Source organism: Nakamurella deserti (genome assembly GCF_003260015.1).
GTDB classification, from domain to species: domain Bacteria; phylum Actinomycetota; class Actinomycetes; order Mycobacteriales; family Nakamurellaceae; genus Nakamurella; species Nakamurella deserti.
This window is the reverse complement of sequence record NZ_QCXS01000003.1, coordinates 1-19867: the sequence shown is the minus strand read 5'-3', so window position 1 is coordinate 19867 and position 19867 is coordinate 1. Positions and strand designations below refer to the sequence as shown.

The 19867-nt window shown below is 71.5% G+C and carries 19 protein-coding genes; 12 read left to right on the top strand and 7 right to left on the bottom strand.

Features of this window, described 5'->3' with window-relative positions:
* Positions 1–9: 9 nt before the first annotated feature.
* From DB033_RS13495 to DB033_RS13465, 7 genes are read right to left on the bottom strand one after another with little or no spacing between them, the layout of a single operon-like run.
* A complete protein-coding gene (locus DB033_RS13495) occupies positions 10–1062 on the bottom strand; it encodes a PDR/VanB family oxidoreductase (protein WP_111767498.1) in 1053 nt (350 codons plus the stop codon).
* Entirely contained in the window at positions 1049–2266 is a 1218-nt protein-coding gene (locus DB033_RS13490) for an aromatic ring-hydroxylating oxygenase subunit alpha (protein ID WP_111767497.1), read from the bottom strand. Before DB033_RS13490 ends, DB033_RS13495 begins: the two co-directional genes overlap by 14 nt.
* The gene (locus DB033_RS13485; protein WP_111767496.1) at positions 2263–3180 is read right to left on the bottom strand and encodes a sugar phosphate isomerase/epimerase family protein; all 918 of its coding nucleotides are present in this window, start codon (positions 3178–3180) and stop codon (positions 2263–2265) included. Before DB033_RS13485 ends, DB033_RS13490 begins: the two co-directional genes overlap by 4 nt.
* The gene (locus DB033_RS13480; RefSeq protein WP_111767495.1) at positions 3177–4169 is read right to left on the bottom strand and encodes an NAD(P)-dependent oxidoreductase; all 993 of its coding nucleotides are present in this window, start codon (positions 4167–4169) and stop codon (positions 3177–3179) included. The genes DB033_RS13485 and DB033_RS13480 overlap by 4 nt, the downstream gene beginning before the upstream one ends.
* A 52-nt stretch (positions 4170–4221) precedes the next feature.
* Positions 4222–5010: an amino acid ABC transporter ATP-binding protein gene (locus tag DB033_RS13475; protein ID WP_111767494.1), complete on the bottom strand. Its 789-nt coding sequence runs from the start codon at positions 5008–5010 to the stop codon at positions 4222–4224.
* Entirely contained in the window at positions 5007–5747 is a 741-nt protein-coding gene (locus DB033_RS13470) for an amino acid ABC transporter permease (protein WP_111767493.1), read from the bottom strand. Before DB033_RS13470 ends, DB033_RS13475 begins: the two co-directional genes overlap by 4 nt.
* A gap of 4 nt (positions 5748–5751) precedes the next feature.
* On the bottom strand, positions 5752–6630 hold the full coding sequence (locus DB033_RS13465; protein WP_111767492.1) for a transporter substrate-binding domain-containing protein: 879 nt from the start codon (positions 6628–6630) through the stop codon (positions 5752–5754).
* Positions 6631–6859: 229 nt separating this feature from the next.
* On the opposite strand from DB033_RS13465, the gene DB033_RS13460 reads away from it, so the two are divergent.
* The 12 genes from DB033_RS13460 to tyrS all read left to right on the top strand — a co-directional run bounded on the left by DB033_RS13460 (position 6860) and on the right by tyrS (position 19273).
* Entirely contained in the window at positions 6860–7804 is a 945-nt protein-coding gene (locus DB033_RS13460; RefSeq protein WP_276309215.1) for an Lrp/AsnC family transcriptional regulator, read from the top strand.
* A complete protein-coding gene (locus DB033_RS13455; RefSeq protein ID WP_157970685.1) occupies positions 7801–8508 on the top strand; it encodes a 3-phosphoshikimate 1-carboxyvinyltransferase in 708 nt (235 codons plus the stop codon). The genes DB033_RS13460 and DB033_RS13455 overlap by 4 nt, the downstream gene beginning before the upstream one ends.
* 69 nt (positions 8509–8577) lie before the next feature.
* Entirely contained in the window at positions 8578–9606 is a 1029-nt protein-coding gene (gene argC / locus DB033_RS13450; RefSeq protein WP_111768291.1) for an N-acetyl-gamma-glutamyl-phosphate reductase, read from the top strand.
* The gene (argJ, locus tag DB033_RS13445; RefSeq protein WP_111767489.1) at positions 9603–10754 is read left to right on the top strand and encodes a bifunctional glutamate N-acetyltransferase/amino-acid acetyltransferase ArgJ; all 1152 of its coding nucleotides are present in this window, start codon (positions 9603–9605) and stop codon (positions 10752–10754) included. Before argC ends, argJ begins: the two co-directional genes overlap by 4 nt.
* On the top strand, positions 10751–11677 hold the full coding sequence (gene argB, locus DB033_RS13440; RefSeq protein WP_111767488.1) for an acetylglutamate kinase: 927 nt from the start codon (positions 10751–10753) through the stop codon (positions 11675–11677). Before argJ ends, argB begins: the two co-directional genes overlap by 4 nt.
* Positions 11670–12932, top strand: a complete 1263-nt coding sequence (locus DB033_RS13435; protein ID WP_111767487.1) for an acetylornithine transaminase — start codon at positions 11670–11672, stop codon at positions 12930–12932. Before argB ends, DB033_RS13435 begins: the two co-directional genes overlap by 8 nt.
* Positions 12929–13846, top strand: a complete 918-nt coding sequence (gene argF, locus DB033_RS13430) for an ornithine carbamoyltransferase (protein ID WP_111767486.1) — start codon at positions 12929–12931, stop codon at positions 13844–13846. Before DB033_RS13435 ends, argF begins: the two co-directional genes overlap by 4 nt.
* Before the next feature lie 13 nt (positions 13847–13859).
* On the top strand, positions 13860–14345 hold the full coding sequence (locus tag DB033_RS13425; protein WP_111767485.1) for an arginine repressor: 486 nt from the start codon (positions 13860–13862) through the stop codon (positions 14343–14345).
* 82 nt (positions 14346–14427) lie between these two features.
* Entirely contained in the window at positions 14428–15852 is a 1425-nt protein-coding gene (gene argG, locus DB033_RS13420) for an argininosuccinate synthase (RefSeq protein ID WP_111767484.1), read from the top strand.
* A gap of 1 nt (position 15853) precedes the next feature.
* Positions 15854–17299 (top strand): argininosuccinate lyase, encoded by a 1446-nt coding sequence (gene argH, locus DB033_RS13415; protein WP_111767483.1) that lies wholly within the window; start codon positions 15854–15856, stop codon positions 17297–17299.
* The gene (locus DB033_RS13410) at positions 17286–17939 is read left to right on the top strand and encodes a DNA-3-methyladenine glycosylase (protein WP_111767482.1); all 654 of its coding nucleotides are present in this window, start codon (positions 17286–17288) and stop codon (positions 17937–17939) included. The genes argH and DB033_RS13410 overlap by 14 nt, the downstream gene beginning before the upstream one ends.
* Before the next feature lie 14 nt (positions 17940–17953).
* A complete protein-coding gene (tyrS, locus tag DB033_RS13405) occupies positions 17954–19273 on the top strand; it encodes a tyrosine--tRNA ligase (RefSeq protein ID WP_170315558.1) in 1320 nt (439 codons plus the stop codon).
* Positions 19274–19867 lie beyond the last annotated feature (594 nt).

Below are 19867 nucleotides of genomic sequence, written 5' to 3'. Positions count from 1 at the left end.
CCTCCACGGTCAGAGATCCAGGATCAGCCGTGTCCCGCAGGCGCGGGACACGCAGGGGAAGAAGCAGTCGTGCGCGGCGCGTTCGGCGTCGGTGAGGACGTGGTCACGATGGTCCACGGCACCGTCCAGCACGCCGGTCTCGCAGGTCCCGCAGGTCCCCTCGCGGCAGGACCACGGCAGGTCGGCACCGGCCTCGTTGAGCACGTCCAACGCCGGCACACCCGCGGGGACGGTGAGGACCGCACCCTCGACGCCCAGCTGCACCTCGAAGGGACGGTCGGCGGCACCGGGCTTCTCCGAGATGTCCACCAGCAGTGACGTGGTCACCGGTACCGGCTCGGGATCGGGTGCCGGGTCGAAGGATTCGGTGCGCAGCCGAGCCGCGGGGACGAGCTGCCGGGCGGCCCGGATCATGCCGGCGGGACCGCACACGTACACCAGCGTCGCCTCGTCGTCCCCGGCGTCGTCGACGACGGCGTCCAGGTCGAGCCGCGGCCCGGAGTCCCGCGGATGCAGGACAACGGTGTGCCCCGCCCCGGTCGCCGCTCGCGCCAGCCGGTCCAGGTACGCCATCGCCGACCGGCTCCGCCCGGCGTAGTGCACCGTCCAGGTCGCGCCGGTGCCGGCCAGCTCCTCGATCATCGGCAGCAGCGGGGTGATCCCGATGCCGCCGGCGACGAAGAGGTAGCGCGGGGATCGCTCCAGCGGGAACTTCTGGCGCGGCGCGGAGACCCGCACCCGGTGCCCGACCCGGAGCGACTCGTGCACGAACGACGAGCCACCCCGCGAGGTCTGCACGGCGCGCACCGCCACCGTCCATTCGGCCTCGCGGCCGGTCTCGCCGCACAGCGAGTACTGGCGGACCAGGCCGTCGTGCAGCTCGATGTCGAGATGGGCACCGGGCGCCCAACTGTCCAGGGCGGCACCGTCCGGCCGGGCCAACGTGACCGAGACGACCCCGTCCGCCTCGAGCCGCAGCTGCCGGACGACGAGCGTCTGCCAGCCGGTGCGCGTCCGGGGCGGCGCGGTCTGCAGGTCGCCGCCGGTGTCAGGGCCGGTCATCGGCGACCTTGCGGGCCACGATCGTCTGGAACAGCGCGGTGATCTGGTCCCAGTGGGAAACCAGGTTGGTGGCGTCCGAACCGGGGGAGTGGCGGCCCGCCTGCAACTTGTAGAGGATCGGCAGATCCTGCTCGTTGACCTCGAAGAGCACCTCGGACAACCGTTTCCGGGTGGCGCTGAACTCCTCGCCGGCCGCGGCGACGTCGACGAAGACGGCCATGTGCTCCACGGTGTGGTCGGGCGCGAGCGGGTCGAAACCGATGACCTGGAACCAGTCCGCCTCCAGGAACAGCAGCGCGTTGGGAAAGACGCAGAAGATGTCCTGGCTCTGCACCCGGTCGGCGGGGACGTCACCGAGGAACGGCAGGGCGTCGTCGGTCTTGTCCGCCTTGCCGGTGGCACCGCGCGGGTAGCAGCCACCGACGATCGCGTCGGCGAGCACGACGTCGTCCACGTCCATCGAGGCACTGACCGGTCCGACCTGCGGGTGGATGAACGGCAGGTGGTAGAAGTCGAGGAAGTTCTCCACGATCAGCTTCCAGTTGGCCCGGATGTCGAAGACCCGCTCGTCGGCGAGACTGATGCGGGTGAGGTCGATGTGGGCCCACCGCCGGGTCAGTGGCGCCATCAGGGCGTGGAAGTCGTGGTCGGTACCGGTGAGATCGGTCCCGGCGTCGGCGGCCAGGTTGACGAAGACCATCCCGGCCCAGACGACCGACGCCACGGGCAGCAGCCCGAGACGCGACGCCAGGTCCGGATCCAGCCTGGACCGGCGTTCGCGGCTGAGGTACGGTGCGGCGGCGAGCTTCCCGTCGAGCTGGTAGGACCAGCAGTGGTAGGCGCACTGGATCCGCTGCTCGACCTGGATCTCGTCCTCGGTCAGTGCCATCCCGCGGTGCCGACAGGCGTTGTGGAACACCCGCAGCTCATCGTCGGTCCCGCGCACCAGCAGCAGCGGTCGACCCGCGATGGTCACCGGCTTGACCTGGCCGCTGTCGGCGACCCAGTGCGCGAACCCGGCCCACACCCAGCCGGAGGCGAAGACCGCCTGCTGCTCGCGGTCGAACTCGGCCTGCCCGGTGTAGGCCCGGGCGGGCAGGATGGCCGACCCGGTGGTGTCGGAGGTGACCGGTCCGTGGACCACGACGTTGCCCTGGGTGGTCAGGTGCGATCCGAGTCCGTTGTCGATGCCGATGCTCGTCATCGGTTGATTCCTTCCGGTGCGGTCGAGTGGTCGGGCACGAGAGCGGCGGCGAACGCCTGCTCGGCCCAGGTCTTCAACACCAGCGCCTCGGCCCAGCGGTCGGACAGTTCGCGGCCGGTGCCGTCGGTGATGGCGTAGGGGGTGGTGCCGAGCTCGGTGCAGAACAGCACCCGGCCGTCGCGCGGACCGGTGCCGGCGGCGACGCGGGCCACGACGGCCCGGAGGCCCTGCTGCCACCAGGCGCGGAAGCGGGGCTCGGCGGTGTGACCCATCGGGAAGCCGAGCGGGATCTGTACCTGGCAACGGGTGGCGATGCGCCCCTGTGCCGAACCGGACCGGTCCAGCACCGCGGTGATCAGGTCCTCGACCACCGGGTCATGGCCGTCGGGGAGTTCGTTGGCGCAGACGAAGTGCGACAGGTCCGCGGCCAGCAGCACCGCCGGGTCCAGTTCCGCCAGCAGCGCCACGGTGGCGCGGAGGTCGTTGGTCAGGGTGTTCCGGTGGGTCTCCAACTGCAGCTCGACCCCGGCGCCGGCGCAGCGCCGGTGCCAGCGCGCCACGGTGGTCGCCGCGGCGGCCAGGTCACGGGTGTACAGCTGTGCGCACAGCACGATGCGGTCCGCGCCGACGACGTCGGCGTAGGCGAGCGCGGTGTCCAGCCCGGCGTCGTCGGCGACGAAAGCGACGACGGCGCAACGGAGCTCGCGTTCGCCCAGCAGCGGGGCCAGGACGGCGGCGGTCGGCACCCGGCGCGCACCGAGGTCGACAGCCACGCCGTGGAAGCCGTGCCCGGCCACGAGGTCGAGCTGTTCGGTCAGGGTCCACGGGGTCGGCCGGGGACCGGTGGGGGCCCACGGCAGGTCCTCCATCGCCCACAGCGACTGGAACACCTCCAGGGTGGCGGTCGAGGTCATCGGGTGCCTTCCAGGATCAGCGGGTCGTTCACGGGCCGCAGCGGCCGCCCGTCGCGGGCCCAGGCGAGGACGTTGCGCGCCTGGCCGAGGACGTAGTCGGCGCTGCTGTCCGCGGACAGGAAACCGACGTGCGGGGTGACGAGCACATCCCCACGTCCGAGCAGCGGATGCCCGGCGAGAGGCGGTTCGACGTCGAGGACGTCGACGGCGGCGCCGGCCAGCCGCCCGGCGTCCAGCGCCGCGACCAGGGCCGAGGTGTCCACGATCGGCCCGCGGGCGACGTTGACCAGGTACGCACCGGCCGGGAGCCGCGCCAGCGCGGTGGCGCCGATCAGTCCGGTCGTCGTCTCATCCAGCGGTAACGCGACGACGAGGACATCAGCGGCGGAGAGGGTCTCGTCCAGTGATGCCCGACGCACCCCGGCCGGGGTGCCGAAGTCGGACCGGGGGTCGTGGGCGATCACCGCGGCGACCGCGGGCCGGGCGTGGTCGATCAGGGTGCGGCCGATCCGACCCAACCCGAGCACGCCCAGGGTGAGGCCCGACAGCCGCCGTGGTTCCACCGCCGGACGCTGCGACCAGGCCGCGGCCGGAGTCCCGCCGAGGCCCGCGAAGAACGGCAGTCGCCGGACCAGCGCCAGCGCCAGCGCCCAGGCGTGCGTCGCGACCTCCTCGGCGCCGACACTGCCCAGGGCGGCGACCCACACCCCGCGGCGATCCGCCGCCGCCAGATCCACCGTGTCGCAACCGCGCGAGGCCAGCGACACCATCCGCAACCGGGGGAGCGCGGCCAGCAGGGCGTCGTCCACCGCCGTCCAGCCGACCAGCAGGACGTCGGCGGCCCGGGCCGCCGCCGATCCGGCAATCACCGCGGGATCGGCGGTGTCGAGCACCGTGACCTCGAATCCGTTGTCCTCCAGCAGTTCCCGCCCCAGCCGGGGTGAGAGGCCGTCGAGGTCGGCGTACACCGCGCGGTGTCGGTCGGTCACGTCTGCTCCTCTCCGGCGGGGCGGGGGTGGTGGTCGTCGGGCATCGGTCGTCTCAGTGCAGGTGGGACAGGAACTGCCGGGTCCGCTCGTGTTGCGGATCGTCGAAGAACGCGTCCGGTGCGGCCTGTTCGACGATGACGCCGCGGTCGAACAGCATGACCTCGTCGGCGACCCGGCGGGCGAACCGTGCCTCGTGCGTGACGACGACCATCGTCATGCCCTGCGCGGCGAGGTTCTCCATGACCTCGAGCACCTCGCCGACCAGCTCCGGGTCCAACGCGGACGTCGGTTCGTCGAACAGCATCACCGACGGGTTGAGCACCAGCGCCCGGGCGATGGCGACCCGTTGCTGCTGACCGCCGGACAACTCGCCCGGGTAGTGGTGCAGCCGGTCGGCCATCCCGACCCGTTCCAGGATCTCGACCGCGCGCTCGCGCGCCTCGGACTTCTTCAGCCGGGCCACCGCGGTCTGCGCGAGCATCACGTTGTGGACGACGTCGAGGTGCGCGAAGAGGTTGAAGCGTTGGAAGACCATGCCGATGTCGCGGCGCTGGACGGCGAGGTCGGTCTCCCGGAGGGGCCGCGTCCGGCCGTCGCGGCCGGCGACGACGCCGAGCTGCCGGCCGTCGAGCAGGATCTCGCCCTCGTCGACCGGTTCCAGTAGCGCCATCAGCCGCAGGATCGTGCTCTTCCCGGATCCCGACGGCCCGAGCAGGGCCTTCACCTGCCCGCGGTGCACCTGGAAGTCCACCCCCTGCAGCACCTCGGTGCGCCCGTAGCACTTGTGCAGGTTGGCCGCCTGGAGCAGCGGGGTGGTCGTCGCGACGGATGCGGCGCTCATCGGGAATCCTTTCCGGCGAGAACCTCCAGCGGTGGCGGTGTCCCGATCGAGGTGATGCCACGGGACACCCAGCGGTAGCGGCGCTCGACGAGTTGCTGACCGGCCATCAGGACGCTGACGATGACGAGGTAATAGACCAGGGCGGCCGTGTAGTACTCGGCGTAGCGGAAGGTGACCGAGACCCCTGCCTGTGCGGTGGTGAGCAACTCACGCAGCGAGATGACCGACGCCAGCGACGTGTACTTCAGCATCGCGATGAACTCGTTGCCCGACGGCGGGATGGCGACCTTGATCGCCTGCGGCAGCACGACCCTGAACAGGACCTGCCGCGGCGGCATACCGAGCGCGCGGGCGGCCACGTGCTGACCGTCGTCCACCGACTGCAGGGCCGACCGCAGGATCTCGGCCATGTACGCGGCCTCCACGACGGAGAACCCGATCAACCCGGCCAGGAACGGGGTGAACCAGTTCTCCCGCAGCGACGGGAGGATCTGCGGGCCGGCGTTCCAGATCAGCAGCAGCACCAGCAGGGTCGGGATCGCCCGGAAGAACCAGACGTAGACCCCGCCGACGACGCGGGCGGGCCGGTTCCTGGCGATCCGCAGCAGGGCCACGCCGAACCCGAGCACGGTGGCCAGCACCATCGCGGTCGCGGCCAGAGCGATGGACAGCAGCGCCCCGTCGAGGAAGCTCTGCGAGAACAGCGCCCCGGTGAAGGTCTCCCAGTCGAAGGTCATCGGGTCAGGAGGCGATCTTGGTCGGGTCGAGACCGTACGTGGTCGCGATCGTGGCCAGCGTGCCGTCGGAGGCCAGTGTCTTGATCCCGGCGGCCACCGAGGGGGTCAGCGCGGAACCCTTGGTGGTGAAGACGCCGAACTCGGTCTCGGTCGGGAACACCCCGGCGACAGCCGCCAGGGCGCCGCCGGACTTGGCCACGATGTCGCCCACGGCGACGTCGGTCTCGATGAGCGCCTGGGCCTTGCCGTTGGTGACGGCCGCGACGGTCTCGGCGACCTTGGGGTAGGGCTGGATCGTGATGGGTTCCTTGCCCGCGGCGGTGAACTCGTCGGACAGGGTCTGCAGCGTCGCCTCGTTGGCACCACCGCCCTGGACCGCGACGGTCTTGCCGGACAGGCTGTCGGCGTCGGTGATGTCGGTGGTGCCCGCGGCGACGAGCAGTCCCGGCCCGGTCTTCAGGTAGGGCGCCGCATCGGCGACGGCGAGCCGCTCGGCGCTGGTGTAGAGGCCCGACCACACGATGTCACACCGCTGCGCCTGCAGGGCGGGCATCAGTCCGTCGAAAGACGTGATCTGCCAGGTGGTCTCGACACCCCAGAGGGCGCCGAGCGCGCGGGCGGAGTCGGCGTCGAAGCCGACGGGGTTGCTGGTGTCGGTGCCCTCGAAGTACTCGAGCGGGGCGTATTCGGGATCGATGCAGACCGACAGGGACGCGCTGTCGATCAGGCCGGTCGGAGCGGCGGCGGCCGGTGCGGTGCCCGACGACGCCGACCCGCTGCCGGAGGTGGCGCCGCCGGCTGTGGTCGGGGTGGAGCTGTCGCCGCACGCGGCCAGGGTGGTGGCCAGTGCGATGGCCGCCAGGGTTACGAGCGTCTTGCGCATTGTTGAGGTCCTTCCGGCGGCCTGACGCCGCGATGATCTGATCGGAGCGGGAAGATGGTGCAATCGGCGTGATCGTGACCTTAGGATTGCCGAATCGTCGTGACAAGTGACGGAAATGCAGCTGTGAGACCCAGGAATGCAGATAAGTACGACCGGGGGCGCCGATGTTCACTGATAAGCCCGCGAAGCGGCGCTCCACTGCAGGATCTGGGCACAATCGGGGAGGGCCGTGCAATTGTTAACGTCAGATCAAGAAGCTCACGCAGCCCGGGTCGACGAGGTCGACCTCCGCATCATGGACGAGTTGCGAGCGGACGGGCGCATCGGGCTGAACGATCTCGCCGTCTCCCTCGGCGTCTCCCGGGCCACGACGTCCAAACGCCTCGCCGCCCTCCTGGACAGCGGTGAGGTGCAGGTGGTCGGCATCGTGCATCCCGCGACCCTGGGCATCAGATCGCTGGCCCACGTGTCGATCTCGGTCGACCAACCGGTCCGTGCGGTCGCGACGGCGCTGGCCGGGATCGAGCAGGTGCCGTTCGTGTCCCTGGCCAGTGGGGCGTTCCCGCTGATCGTGGAGGCGCGGACCCGCGACGACCGCGAGCTGGCGGCGGTGTTGGAGCGCATCCGGAGCATCGACGGGGTGACCTCGACCGAGACGTTGTCCTACACCGAGCTCGTGGTGGACGTCCTGCGCCCGACCCGGGTGGACGACGTCGAGCTGGACCGGCTCGACAACCTCCTGCTGTCCCTGCTCCAGGACGACGGACGGCTGTCCTACACCGCGCTGGGGGAGCGGGCCGGGGTGGCGACCGGTACGGCGCGGACCCGGGTGCTGCGGTTGATCGACCAGGGGGTGGTGCGGATCGGGGCGTTGTCCAAGCCGGGCCGCCAACGGGAGTACGACGTCGGCATCGGGGTGCGGGTCCGGGGTCGGACCTCCACCGCCACGGATCTGCTCGCCGACCTGGCGGGGGTGCGATTCCTGGCCGCCACGCTGGGCCGCTACGACGTCCTGGCCACCGTGCGGGCGACGTCGTTGTCGGCCGCGGTCGGTCAGCTCGACCAGATCCGCGCCCTCCGCCCGGTGCTGCACCTGGACAGTTGGGTGCACCTGGAGACGGTCAAGGAGGTCTACCGCTATCCGGCGGTGTCGATGAGTGGATCGTCGCGGTGACCGGCCCGGTCCGGCCCGACGCGGAGGACCGCTGGGCGGCCCCGGCCGCGGCCCGCCCGGTGCGCGGGCGGGTGTGGCTGCCGGCCGAGGTGTCGCCGGATTTCCCGGCCGCCCTCGCAGCCGCGTTCTTCGCGGCGGCGGCCGTGGTGACCGGCGGCACGGTGCTCATCCGGAGCCGCCCGGCGGTGGACGACCCGCTCGCCGCGGCCGCACGTACCGTGTTCGACCGCGCCGGTGGGTACGTGGTCCGATCGGCGGACGGCCTCACCGTGACCACCCGGTCCACCAGTGGCGAGCTGACGCCGTTCGAGGCGGACCTCTCGGCGGCACCGCTGCTGGTCCCGCTCGCGGCGGTGGTCACCGCCGTGGCGGGAGGTCGGTCGGTGCTGCGCGGGGTCGGCGGACCGCGGGTCGCCCGGACACGGGACGCCCTGCGGTCGGTCGGAGCGTCGTGCGACCTGGACGGGACCGACCTCACGGTGCGGGCGGAGGCCCTGCGACCGGGACGTTGGGACGGTCGCGGGGATCCCCCGACGGCGGCTGCCGGCCTGGTGCTCGCCCTCGTGGTGCCGGGCGTCGAGGTGGCGGGTGTGCGGGAGCTCGGCGAGGTCCTGCCCGGGGTGGAGCAGGAATGGTTGCGGTTGCTGTCGTCCGAGGAGTACCTCATCCCCGGGAGCGCCCGGTTGCCGCACGACTACCTCTGACTCCGGCGGTCTGAATGACCATACATCTCGGTGTATTGTATTCGGAGTCGACGACGGGAACGGGTGATCATGACGTATCGGGTGGCTGTGGCCGGAGCGAGTGGCTACGCGGGTGGCGAGCTGCTGCGTCTGCTCCTCGGGCACCCCGAGGTCGAGATCGGTGCACTCACCGCGCATGCCAGTGCCGGCACCCTGCTCGGCGAACACCAGCCGCACCTGTGGCCGCTGGCCGACCGCGTCCTCGTCGAGACCACCGCCGCCGAACTGGCCGGTCACGACGCGGTGTTCCTGGCCCTGCCGCACGGTCATTCCGCCGCCATCGCCGCCGAGCTCGGTCCGGAGACGCTCGTGGTGGACTGCGGTGCCGATCACCGGCTGGCCGATCCGGCCGCGTGGGAGACCTTCTACGGTGGTGCGCACCCCGGAACCTGGCCGTACGGCATGCCGGAACTCCCGGGAGGTCGCGAGAAGCTCCGCGGCGTCGCCCGTGTCGCGGTGCCCGGCTGCTATCCGACCGCCGCGTCACTGGCGATGGCCCCGGCGCTGGTCGCCGGTCTCGTCGCGCCCGCCGTCACCGTGGTCGCCGCCTCGGGCACGTCCGGTGCCGGCAGGTCGCTGAAGACCAATCTGCTGGGCAGTGAGGTGATGGGCTCGGTGTCGGCCTACGGGGTGGGTGGCGTGCACCGCCACACCCCCGAGATGGTCCAGAACCTGTCCGCCGCGGCGGGCACCGCCGTCACCGTCTCGTTCACCCCGATGCTGGTACCCATGAGCCGAGGCATCCTGGCCACGGTCACCGCGCCGGCGGTACCGGGCACCACAATGGAGGATCTCCGTGCCGCCTACGACAAGGCGTACGGCGACGAGCCTTTCGTGCACCTGCTGCCCCCCGGCAGGTGGCCGCAGACCAAGGCCGTCGCCGGTTCCAACAGCGTCCACCTGCAGGTCGCGCTGGACGGGGCCGCGGGCACCGTGGTCGTCGTCGCCGCGGTCGACAATCTGACCAAGGGCACCGCCGGCGCCGCCGTCCAGTCCTTCAACCTCGCGCTCGGGTTGCCCGAGACCACCGGACTCTCCACGATCGGACTCGCACCGTGACCGTCACCGCTCCCGCCGGGTTCCGCGCCGTCGGCGTCGCTGCCGGGCTCAAGTCCACCGGTGCCCTCGACCTCGCGCTCGTGGTCAACGACGGGCCCGAGTACGAGGCCGCCGGCGTGTTCACCACCAACCGGGTCAAGGCCGCGCCGGTGCGCTGGTGCGAGGAGATCATCGGTCGCGGCCGGCTCGCCGCCGTGGTGCTCAACTCCGGCGGTGCCAACGCCTGCACCGGCGAGGCCGGTTTCGCCGACACCCGAGCCACCGCCGACCACGTCGCCGGGCTGCTCGGCGTGGCGCCGGACGACATCGCCGTGTGTTCCACCGGTCTCATCGGTGAGATGCTGCCGATGGACCGGATCACCGCCGGCATCGACGCGGCCCACGACGAGCTCGCCGTCGACGGCGGCGCGGCCGCCGCGCGGGCCGTCATGACCACCGACAGCGTGCCCAAGACGGTGTCCGTCACGGGTCCCGGCTTCACCGTCGGCGGGATGGCCAAGGGCGCGGGCATGCTCGCGCCGGGCCTGGCCACCATGCTCGTCGTGCTCACCACCGACGCCGCCGTGGGCTCCGCGGATCTGGACACCGCGCTGCGCGCCGCCACCAGGGTCAGCTTCGACCGGCTCGACTCCGACGGCGCCATGAGCACCAACGACACCGTGCTGCTGCTGGCCTCCGGTGCCTCGGGGCAGCGGCCGCCGCTCGAGGTGCTGACCGCCGCGGTCACCCGGGCCTGCAAGGACCTCGCCCGGCAACTGATGGCCGACGCCGAGGGCGCCACCAAGGAGATCGCCATCGAGGTGCTGCACGCCGCCTCCGAGGACGACGCGGTCGAGGTGGGGCGCTCGGTGGCCCGGAACAACCTGGTGAAGACGGCGTTCTTCGGCGGTGACGCCAACTGGGGCCGCATCCTGGCCGCCGTGGGCACCACCACGGCCGCCTTCGACCCCGACCAGCTCGACGTGGCGATCAACGGTGTCTGGATCTGCCGGGGCGGTGCCCGTGGCGAGGACCGCGGTCTCGTCGACCTGTCCGGCCGCTCCGTCCACGTCCGGATCGATCTGCACGCCGGCATCGAGACCGCCACGATCCTGACCAACGACCTGTCGCACGCCTACGTGCACGAGAACTCGGCGTACTCGACATGACCGACAGTGCAGCGATTCCCGGGTCGACCCCGGACACCCCCGCGGCAAGGGCGGCCGTGCTGGCGGCGACGCTGCCCTGGCTGCAGCGGTTCCGCGGCCGTGTCGTCGTGGTCAAGTACGGCGGCAACGCGATGACCGACGACACCCTCAAGGCGGCGTTCGCCGCCGACATGGTCTACCTGCGCGCGGTCGGGGTGTACCCGGTCGTCGTACACGGCGGGGGCCCACAGATCTCGGCGATGCTGAAGCGACTCGGGATCGCGGGCGAGTTCGCCGGTGGTTTCCGGGTCACCACCCCCGAGACGATGGACGTCGTCCGGATGGTGCTGGTCGGCCAGGTCGGCCGCGAACTGGTCAACCTGATCAACGCGCACGGCCCGCACGCGGTCGGGATGAGCGGTGAGGACGCCTCCCTGTTCACGGCCGCCCGCCGGACGGTCGACGTCGACGGGGTCGCCACCGACATCGGCCTGGTCGGCGACGTCGTCGCGGTGAACCCCGCGGCGGTGCTGGATCTCATCGCGGCCGGCCGGATCCCGGTGGTCTCCACCGTGGCGCCCGACGTCGACGGGGTGGTGCACAACGTGAACGCCGACACCGCGGCCGCGGCCCTGGCCATCGCGCTGGACGCTGCCAAACTCGTGATGCTGACCGACGTCGAAGGGCTGTACGCGGCCTGGCCCGACCGCGGTTCGCTGCTGTCGGAGGTCACGACCGACGAGCTGGCCGCGATGCTGCCGACCCTGGAGAGCGGCATGGTTCCCAAGATGGAGGGCTGCCTGCGTGCGGTCCGGGGCGGCGTCGCCGCCGCCCATGTCATCGACGGCCGGGTCCCGCACGCCGTACTGCTGGACATCGTGGCCGAGCAGGGCATCGGCACCACGGTGGTCCCGACGACGCCCACCGGGAGCACCGATGTCTGATCCGACCACCGTCGCCGACACCGGCGTCCCGGCGAACGACCGGGACGTCTCGGCCAACGACACCGCCGCCCGCCGCTGGTCGAAGGCGCTGATGGACAACTTCGGCGTCCCGCCGGTCGAGCTCGTCAGCGGTACCGGCGCGGTCGTCACCGACGCCGACGGCCGCGAGTACCTCGACCTGCTCGGTGGCATCGCGGTGAACGCCCTGGGCCACGCCCATCCGGCGATCGTCGAGGCCGTGTCCCGCCAGATCGCCACCCTGGGCCACGTCTCGAACTTCTTCACCCACCCGACGGTCCTCGCCCTGGCCGAGAAACTCCTCGACGTCAGCGGTTTCGCCGATCCCGCCGTCGCCGGCCGGGTGCTGTTCTGCAACTCCGGCGCCGAGGCCAACGAGGCCGCGTTCAAGATGGCGCGGCTCACCGGCCGGCCGCGGATGATCGCCGCCGTCGGTGGCTTCCACGGCCGCACGATGGGCGCGCTGGCCCTCACCGGGCAGCCCGGCAAACGTGCGCCGTTCGAGCCGATGCCGGCGGGGGTGGACTTCGTCCCGTACGGCGATCTCGCCGCCCTGGACGCTGCCGTCGACGACAGTGTGGCCGCCGTCTTCCTGGAGCCGATCCTGGGTGAGGGGGGCGTGGTCCCCGCCCCGGACGGGTACCTCGCGGCGGCCCGGCGGCTGACCCGTGACCGCGGCGCCCTGCTGGTGGTCGACGAGGTGCAGACCGGGATCGGCCGGACCGGCGCGTGGTTCGCCTTCCAGCACGCCGGCATCGTGCCCGACGTCGTCACGCTGGCCAAGGGTCTCGGTGGCGGGTTGCCGATCGGGGCGGTGCTCGCCGCCGGGCCGGCCGCTCGGCTGCTGCAGCCCGGCCAGCACGGCTCCACCTTCGCCGGCAATCCGGTCTGTGCGGCAGCGGCGCTGGCGGTACTGGCCACCGTCGCCGCCGACGGCCTGCTCGATCACGCGGCCGCCCTCGGCAAGCACATCGCCTCCGGCGTGGAGGATCTCGGTCACCCGTTGGTCGCCGGGGTCCGCGGCCGCGGACTGTTGCTCGGGATCGTCCTGCGCGCGCCGGTCGCGCCCGCCGCCGCCGTCGCCGCCCGCGGAGCCGGCTTCATCGTCAACGCCCCGGCGGCCGACGTGCTGCGGCTGGCCCCGCCGTTGATCCTCACCGAGGCGCAGGCCGACTCGTTCGTCCGCGCCCTTCCGACCATCCTCGACGCCCTCGACACCGAAAGCAGCGCCTCATGATCCGGCACTTCCTGCGGGACGACGACCTCACGCCCGACGAGCTCACCGCGGTGCTCGACCGGGCCGACACCTACAAGGCCGACCGCACCGGTTTCACCCCGCTGGCCGGCAAGGCCGTCGCCGTGGTCTTCGAGAAGAATTCCACCCGGACCCGGCTGTCGTTCGAGGTCGGTATCGCCCAGCTCGGCGGGCAGCCGGTCATCGTCGACGGACGCACCTCCCAGCTCGGGCGGGAGGAGACCATCGAGGACACCTCCCGGGTGCTGTCGCGCTACGTCGACGCCATCGCCATCCGCACCTTCGCCCAGCGGCGGATCGACGCGCTGGCGTCCGCGGCCTCGGTCCCGGTGATCAACGCGCTGACCGACGAGTTCCACCCCTGCCAGGTCCTCGCCGACCTGCAGACCGTGCGGGAGCGCAAGGGCACCCTCGCCGGGCTCACCCTGACCTACCTCGGCGACGGCAACAACAACATGGCGCACAGCCTGATGCTGGGCGGTGCCAACGCCGGCATGCACGTGCGGGTCGCCTCCCCGACGGGCTTCGACCCGCTGCCGTGGGTCGGGACCGACGCCAAGGAGCGGGCGGCGCAGACCGGCGGCTCGGTGACGATGGTCGCCGATCCGCACGCCGCGGTCGACGGTGCCGACGTGCTGGTCACCGACACCTGGACCTCCATGGGCCAGGAGAACGACGGGCTGGACCGGGTCGGCCCCTTCCGCCCGTACCAGCTCGACGCCGCTCTGCTGGGCCGGGCGGCGGAGGCGGCCATCGTGCTGCACTGCCTGCCGGCGCACCGCGGCTGGGAGATCACCGACGAGGTCCTCGACGGTCCCCAGTCCGCCGTCTGGGACGAGGCCGAGAACCGGCTGCACGCCCAGAAGGCGCTGCTGGCCTTCCTTCTCGAGCGGTGACCGGGGTGCCCCGATGACCGCCGGCACGCCGGCCACCAAGGCCGCCCGGTTGTCCCGGATCACCCAGGCCATCCGGTCCCAGCGGCTGCACTCGCAGACGGAGCTGTCGGCGGTGCTGGCCGGTGCGGGCATCGAGGTCACCCAGGCCACGCTGTCCCGCGACCTCGACGAGCTCGGGGCGATGAAGGTCCGCGGGGTCGACGGGGGCCCGCCGGTCTACGTCATCCCCGAGGACGGCGTCCCCCGTCCGATGCCCGGCGGCACCGACCGGCTGGGACGGCTGCTCAACGAGTTGCTGCTGTCCTACGACGCGTCGGCCAATCTCGCGGTGCTGCGGACCCCACCGGGGGCCGCGCAGTTCCTGGCCAGCGCCATCGACCGGGCCAGCCTCGCCGACGTGGTCGGCACCATCGCCGGTGACGACACGATCCTGGTGGTCGCCAGGGACGGTCTCACCGGCGACGAGGTCGGCCGCCGCATCGCCGGCCTCGCCGACTGAACCCGTTCCTCCGTCCCGCACCCCGTACCGCCCCCGCGGCTGCCGAACCGGGCAGCCCGCACCGCACAGATAGGCTCCGCACGTGTCCAAGGTTCTTGAATCCCTGCCCCAGGGCCAGAAGGTCGGCATCGCGTTCTCCGGAGGGCTCGACACCTCCGTCGCGGTCGCCTGGATGCGCGAGAACGGCGCCGTGCCGTGCGCCTACACCGCCGACCTCGGTCAGTACGACGAACCCGACCTGTCGGGCGTCCCGGGCCGTGCCCGGGAGTACGGCGCCGAGATCGCCCGCATCGTGGACTGCCGCGCCGCTCTCGTCGAAGAGGGCCTGGTGGCGCTGGCCTGCGGCGCCTTCCACATCCGCTCCGCGGGGCTCACCTACTTCAACACCACCCCGCTCGGCCGTGCCGTCACCGGCACCCTGCTGGTGCGGGCGATGGCCGAGGACGAGGTCGACATCTGGGGTGACGGCTCGACCTACAAGGGCAACGACATCGAGCGGTTCTACCGCTACGGGCTGCTCGCCAACCCACGGCTGCGCATCTACAAGCCATGGCTGGACACCCGTTTCGTGTCCGAACTCGGTGGCCGCACCGAGATGAGCCAGTGGTTGCTCGCCCGCGACCTGCCCTACCGCGCGTCCGTCGAGAAGGCCTATTCCACCGACGCCAACATCTGGGGCGCCACCCACGAGGCCAAGACCCTCGAGCAGCTCGACACCTCGGTCGAGATCGTAGAGCCCATCATGGGTGTCGCGCACTGGGACCAGAGCATCGCGATCGCGCCCGAGGACGTGACCCTGCGCTTCGAGCGTGGGCGCCCCGTCGCCATCAACGGCGTCGACTACACCGATCCCGTGGCGCTGGTCAACGAGGCCAACACCATCGGCGGCCGGCACGGACTGGGCATGTCCGACCAGATCGAGAACCGCATCATCGAGGCCAAGTCGCGCGGCATCTACGAAGCACCCGGGATGGCGCTGCTGTTCGCCGGTTACGAGCGGCTGGTCAACGCGATCCACAACGAGGACACCGTCGCCGCCTACCACAACGAGGGACGCAAGCTCGGCCGGCTGCTGTACGAGGGCCGCTGGCTCGACCCGCAGGGCCTGATGTTGCGAGAGTCGTTGCAGCGCTGGGTCGGATCGGCCATCACCGGCACCGTCACGCTCCGGTTGCGTCGGGGCAACGACTACACGATCCTCGACACCACCGGGCCGGCACTGTCCTACCACCCGGAGAAGCTGTCCATGGAGCGCGTCGCCGACGCCGCCTTCGGGCCGTCCGACCGCATCGGGCAGCTGACCATGCGCAACCTCGACATCGCCGACACCCGGGCCAAGCTCGAGCTGTACGCCGAACTCGGTCAGCTCGACGCGACGGAGACCCTGGTCGGCGCCCTGCGCCCCGGGGACGCCGCCGCCATCGCCAGCTTCGAGCCGACCGCCGCCGAGGCGGCCGCCATCGACCTGGCCAGCGAGGCCGCCGCCATGGAAGCCGGGACCGACTGACATGACGACCTCCGACGCCGCTTCCGGTGCCGCCCCGCTGAAGCTGTGGGGCGGGCGGTTCGCCGGCGGTCCGGCGGACGCACTGGCCGCCCTCTCGAAGTCGACCCACTTCGACTGGGTGCTGGCGCCGTTCGACATCGCGGGCTCCAAGGCCCACGCGAAGGTCCTCAACCAGGCCGGGCTGCTGACGCCGGACGAATTGACCGCGATGCACGCGGGGCTGGACACCTTGCTCGCCGACGTCCTCAGTGGCGCGTTCGTCGCCTCCGACGACGACGAGGACGTGCACACCGCCCTCGAACGCGGCCTGCTCGACCGTGTCGGCAAGGACCTCGGCGGCAAGCTGCGGGCCGGCCGTTCCCGCAACGACCAGGTCGCGACGCTGTTCCGCGCCTACCTCCGGGATGCCGCCCGCCGCGTCGGCCTCTTGATCGTGGATCTCCAGGAGGCGCTGCTGGCCCAGGCCGAGGCGCACCCGGGTGCGGCGATGCCCGGCCGTACGCACTTCCAGCACGCGCAGCCGGTGCTGCTGGCCCACCAGCTGGCGGCGCACGCCCAGGCGCTGTCCCGCGACGTCGACCGCCTCCGGGACTGGGACAAGCGGGCGGCGGTGTCGCCCTACGGCGGCGGCGCGCTGGCCGGATCGTCGCTCGGCCTCGATCCGGCGTCGATCGCGAAGGATCTGGGCTTCGACGGTCCGGCGGCCAACTCGATCGACGGCACCGCCTCGCGCGACTTCGCGGCGGAGCTGGCGTTCGTGCTGGCGATGACCGCCGTGGACCTGTCGCGCTGGTCGGAGGAGATCATCGTCTTCACCACCGCGGAGTTCGGGTACGCGACGCTGGACGACGCCTACGCGACCGGGTCGTCGATCATGCCGCAGAAGAAGAACCCGGACATCGCCGAGCTGGCCCGCGGCAAGTCCGGCCGTTTGATCGGCAACCTCGCGGGCCTGCTGGCCACGCTGAAGGGGCTGCCACTGGCCTACAACCGGGATCTCCAGGAGGACAAGGAGCCGGTCTTCGACTCGGTCGCCCAGCTCGAGATGGTGCTGCCGGCCCTGACCGGGCTGACCGCCACGCTGACCTTCCACGTCGACCGGCTGGCCGAGATGGCACCGGCCGGCTTCTCGCTGGCCACCGACATCGCCGAGTTCCTGGTCCGGGAGGGCGTGCCGTTCCGGGTCGCCCACGAGGCCGCCGGGGAGTGCGTGCGGCTGGCCGAGTCCTCCGGTCGCGAACTCCACGAGCTCACCGACGACGAGTTCGCGGCCATCGACGCCGCGTTGACCCCGCGGGTGCGGGACGTGCTCACCGTGGCCGGGTCGCTGGCCTCGCGGGACGGCGTCGGCGGCACCGCTCCGGCGCGCGTCGCCGAGCAACTCGCGCAGCTGCGGGACGTGACGCGCACCGACCGGGCCTGGTTGCAGCGCGGTGTCCACGGCTGACGGTCACCGGCTGGGCCGGGACTTCTTCGCCCGCGAGTCCGACGTGGTGGCCCGCGAGCTGCTGGGCCGGGTCGTCCGGACCGGCTCGGGGGAGTCGACCGTCGCCGTCCGGCTCACCGAGACCGAGGCCTACCACGGTGCGACCGACGCGGCCTCGCACGCCTACCGAGGTGAGACGGCCCGCACCGCGGTGATGTTCGGGCCGGCCGGCCACCTCTACCTGTACTTCGTCTACGGCATGCACTGGTGCGCCAACGTGGTGACCGGGCAACCGGGGACCGCGAGTGCGGTGCTGCTCCGGGCCGGAGAGGTCGTCGACGGGGTGCCGCTGGCCCAGGCCCGGCGCCCGGCGGAACGCAGCACCCGGAAGCTGGCGTCCGGGCCGGCGCGGTTGGCCGCGGTGCTGGGCTGGGGCACCGGCGACGCCGCCCGCGCCGCCAACGGGAGGGACCTGTGTGCCGCCGGGGGACCGGGCGAGGTGCTCGATGCCCCGGTGGACCCGTTCGACATCACGACGGGCCCGCGGGTCGGCGTGGCGGCCGCCGCAGAGGAGCCGCTCCGGTTCTGGATCAGCGGGGATCCGACGGTCAGCGCCTACCGCCCGCGCGTGCCGCGGCCGCGGAACCGGGGGACCGGGTGAGGCAGGATGGTTCGGTGACCCAGCCTTCCTCGACCGAGTTCTCCGCCCGCCAGCCCGCGCCGACCGGGTTCGACTCGGTCTACGACGAACTCGTCTGGCGCGGTCTGGTCCACCAGACCACCGGCGACGCGACGCTCAAGGAGCTGCTCGACGGTCCGCCCGTCACGTTCTACGTCGGATTCGACCCGACGGCCCCGAGCCTGCACATCGGCAATCTGGTGCAGCTGCTGACCGCGCGCCGCATCCAGGACGCCGGTCACCGGCCGCTGGGGCTGGTCGGCGGTTCGACGGGCCTGATCGGTGACCCCAAGATGAGTGGCGAGCGCGTGCTCAACACCCCCGAGACGGTGGCGGCCTGGGTCGAGCGGATCCGCGTGCAGGTCGAGAAGTACCTGGATTTCGCGGGCGACCACCCGGCCCGGATCGTCAACAACCTGGACTGGACGGCGCCGATGAGCGCCATCGAGTTCCTGCGCGACATCGGCAAGCACTTCCGGATGGGTCGGATGCTGTCCAAGGACACCGTGGCCACCAGGCTCGCCAGCGAGGAGGGCCTGTCCTTCACCGAGTTCAGCTACCAGATCCTGCAGGGGATGGACTACCTCGAGCTGTTCCGTCGCTACGACTGCCGGCTGCAGACCGGGGGCAGCGATCAGTGGGGCAACCTGGTCAGCGGCACCGAGTTGATCCGCAAGGTCACCGGCACCGAGGTGCACGCGATGGCCACGCCGCTGATCACCAAGGCCGACGGCACCAAGTTCGGCAAGACCGAGTCCGGCACGGTGTGGCTCGATCCGTCGCTCACCAGCGCCTGGGCGTTCTACCAGTTCTGGATGAACGCCGACGACCGCGACGTCGTCGGCTACCTCAAGGTGTTCAGCTTCCGCAGCCGTGCCGAGATCGAGGCGCTCGCCGCGGCGACGGCCGAGCGGCCGCACGCCCGGGAGGCCCAGCGGGCGCTGGCGGCCGATGCCACCACCCTGGTGCACGGCGAGGCCGCGACCGCCGGCGTCGTCGCCGCGTCGACGGCACTGTTCGGGCGGGGGGAGTTGGCCGCGATCGACGAGGTGACCCTGGCGGCGGCGCTCGGCGAAGCGGGAGTGGTGACCGTGGAGGGGGAGATGCCGTCGGTGGTGCACCTGCTGCAGCGCAGTGGCCTGGCGTCCTCGCTGGGGGAGGCCCGTCGGACGATCGCGGAGGGTGGTGCCAACGTCAACAACGTCCGGATCACCGACCCCGACCATGTGCCGTCCGGGTCCGACCTGTTGCACGGCGCGTGGCTGGTGCTCCGCCGGGGGAAGCGCTCGATCGCGGGGGTCCGGGTCGACGCCTGACGGCGCCCGGAACGCAGCGTGGCTCAGGCCACAGAATTTGCATGCGTGTCGATGGATGTGCTTGCCCCGGGCGCCCTGGCCGAGCCCCCGGGCCTGACCTGCGCAAACGTCTACGGGCAACCGCGATGACCTGGGGATTTGCGGAGCCGGCAATCTGCACGTAACTTAGTCCTTGCACCACGGAGTACCGAACAAGACGCAGGAGCCGAGAGGCGCCAGGCGCGTGGCCGGTCCGGGTGCCACAACCCGAAGATGGTACCTCCAGTCATGGAGGTCTGATCAACGCGGCCTCCTCACGGAGACCGCATCGGGGCGAGGCATCCAGAACACCCCTAGGTGAGCAGTACCCCCGACGTGGAGGGGCCTTCCGGCTCCGAGACGTCGAGTGGGTTTGTTGTTTGAGAACTCAACAGTGTACCGAAAGTCAGTGCTTAGTTTTTTCCCGTGCATCTGTCTTCTGTGGCCTCTTTTTGGGGGTTGTGGTTGGTGGGTGTTGGGTTCCTTTGATGCACTTTTGATCTGATTTTTTGTCAGGTTTTGTTGTGTGTTGGAGATCAGTTTTCTGATGTTTTCATTGGAGAGTTTGATCCTGGC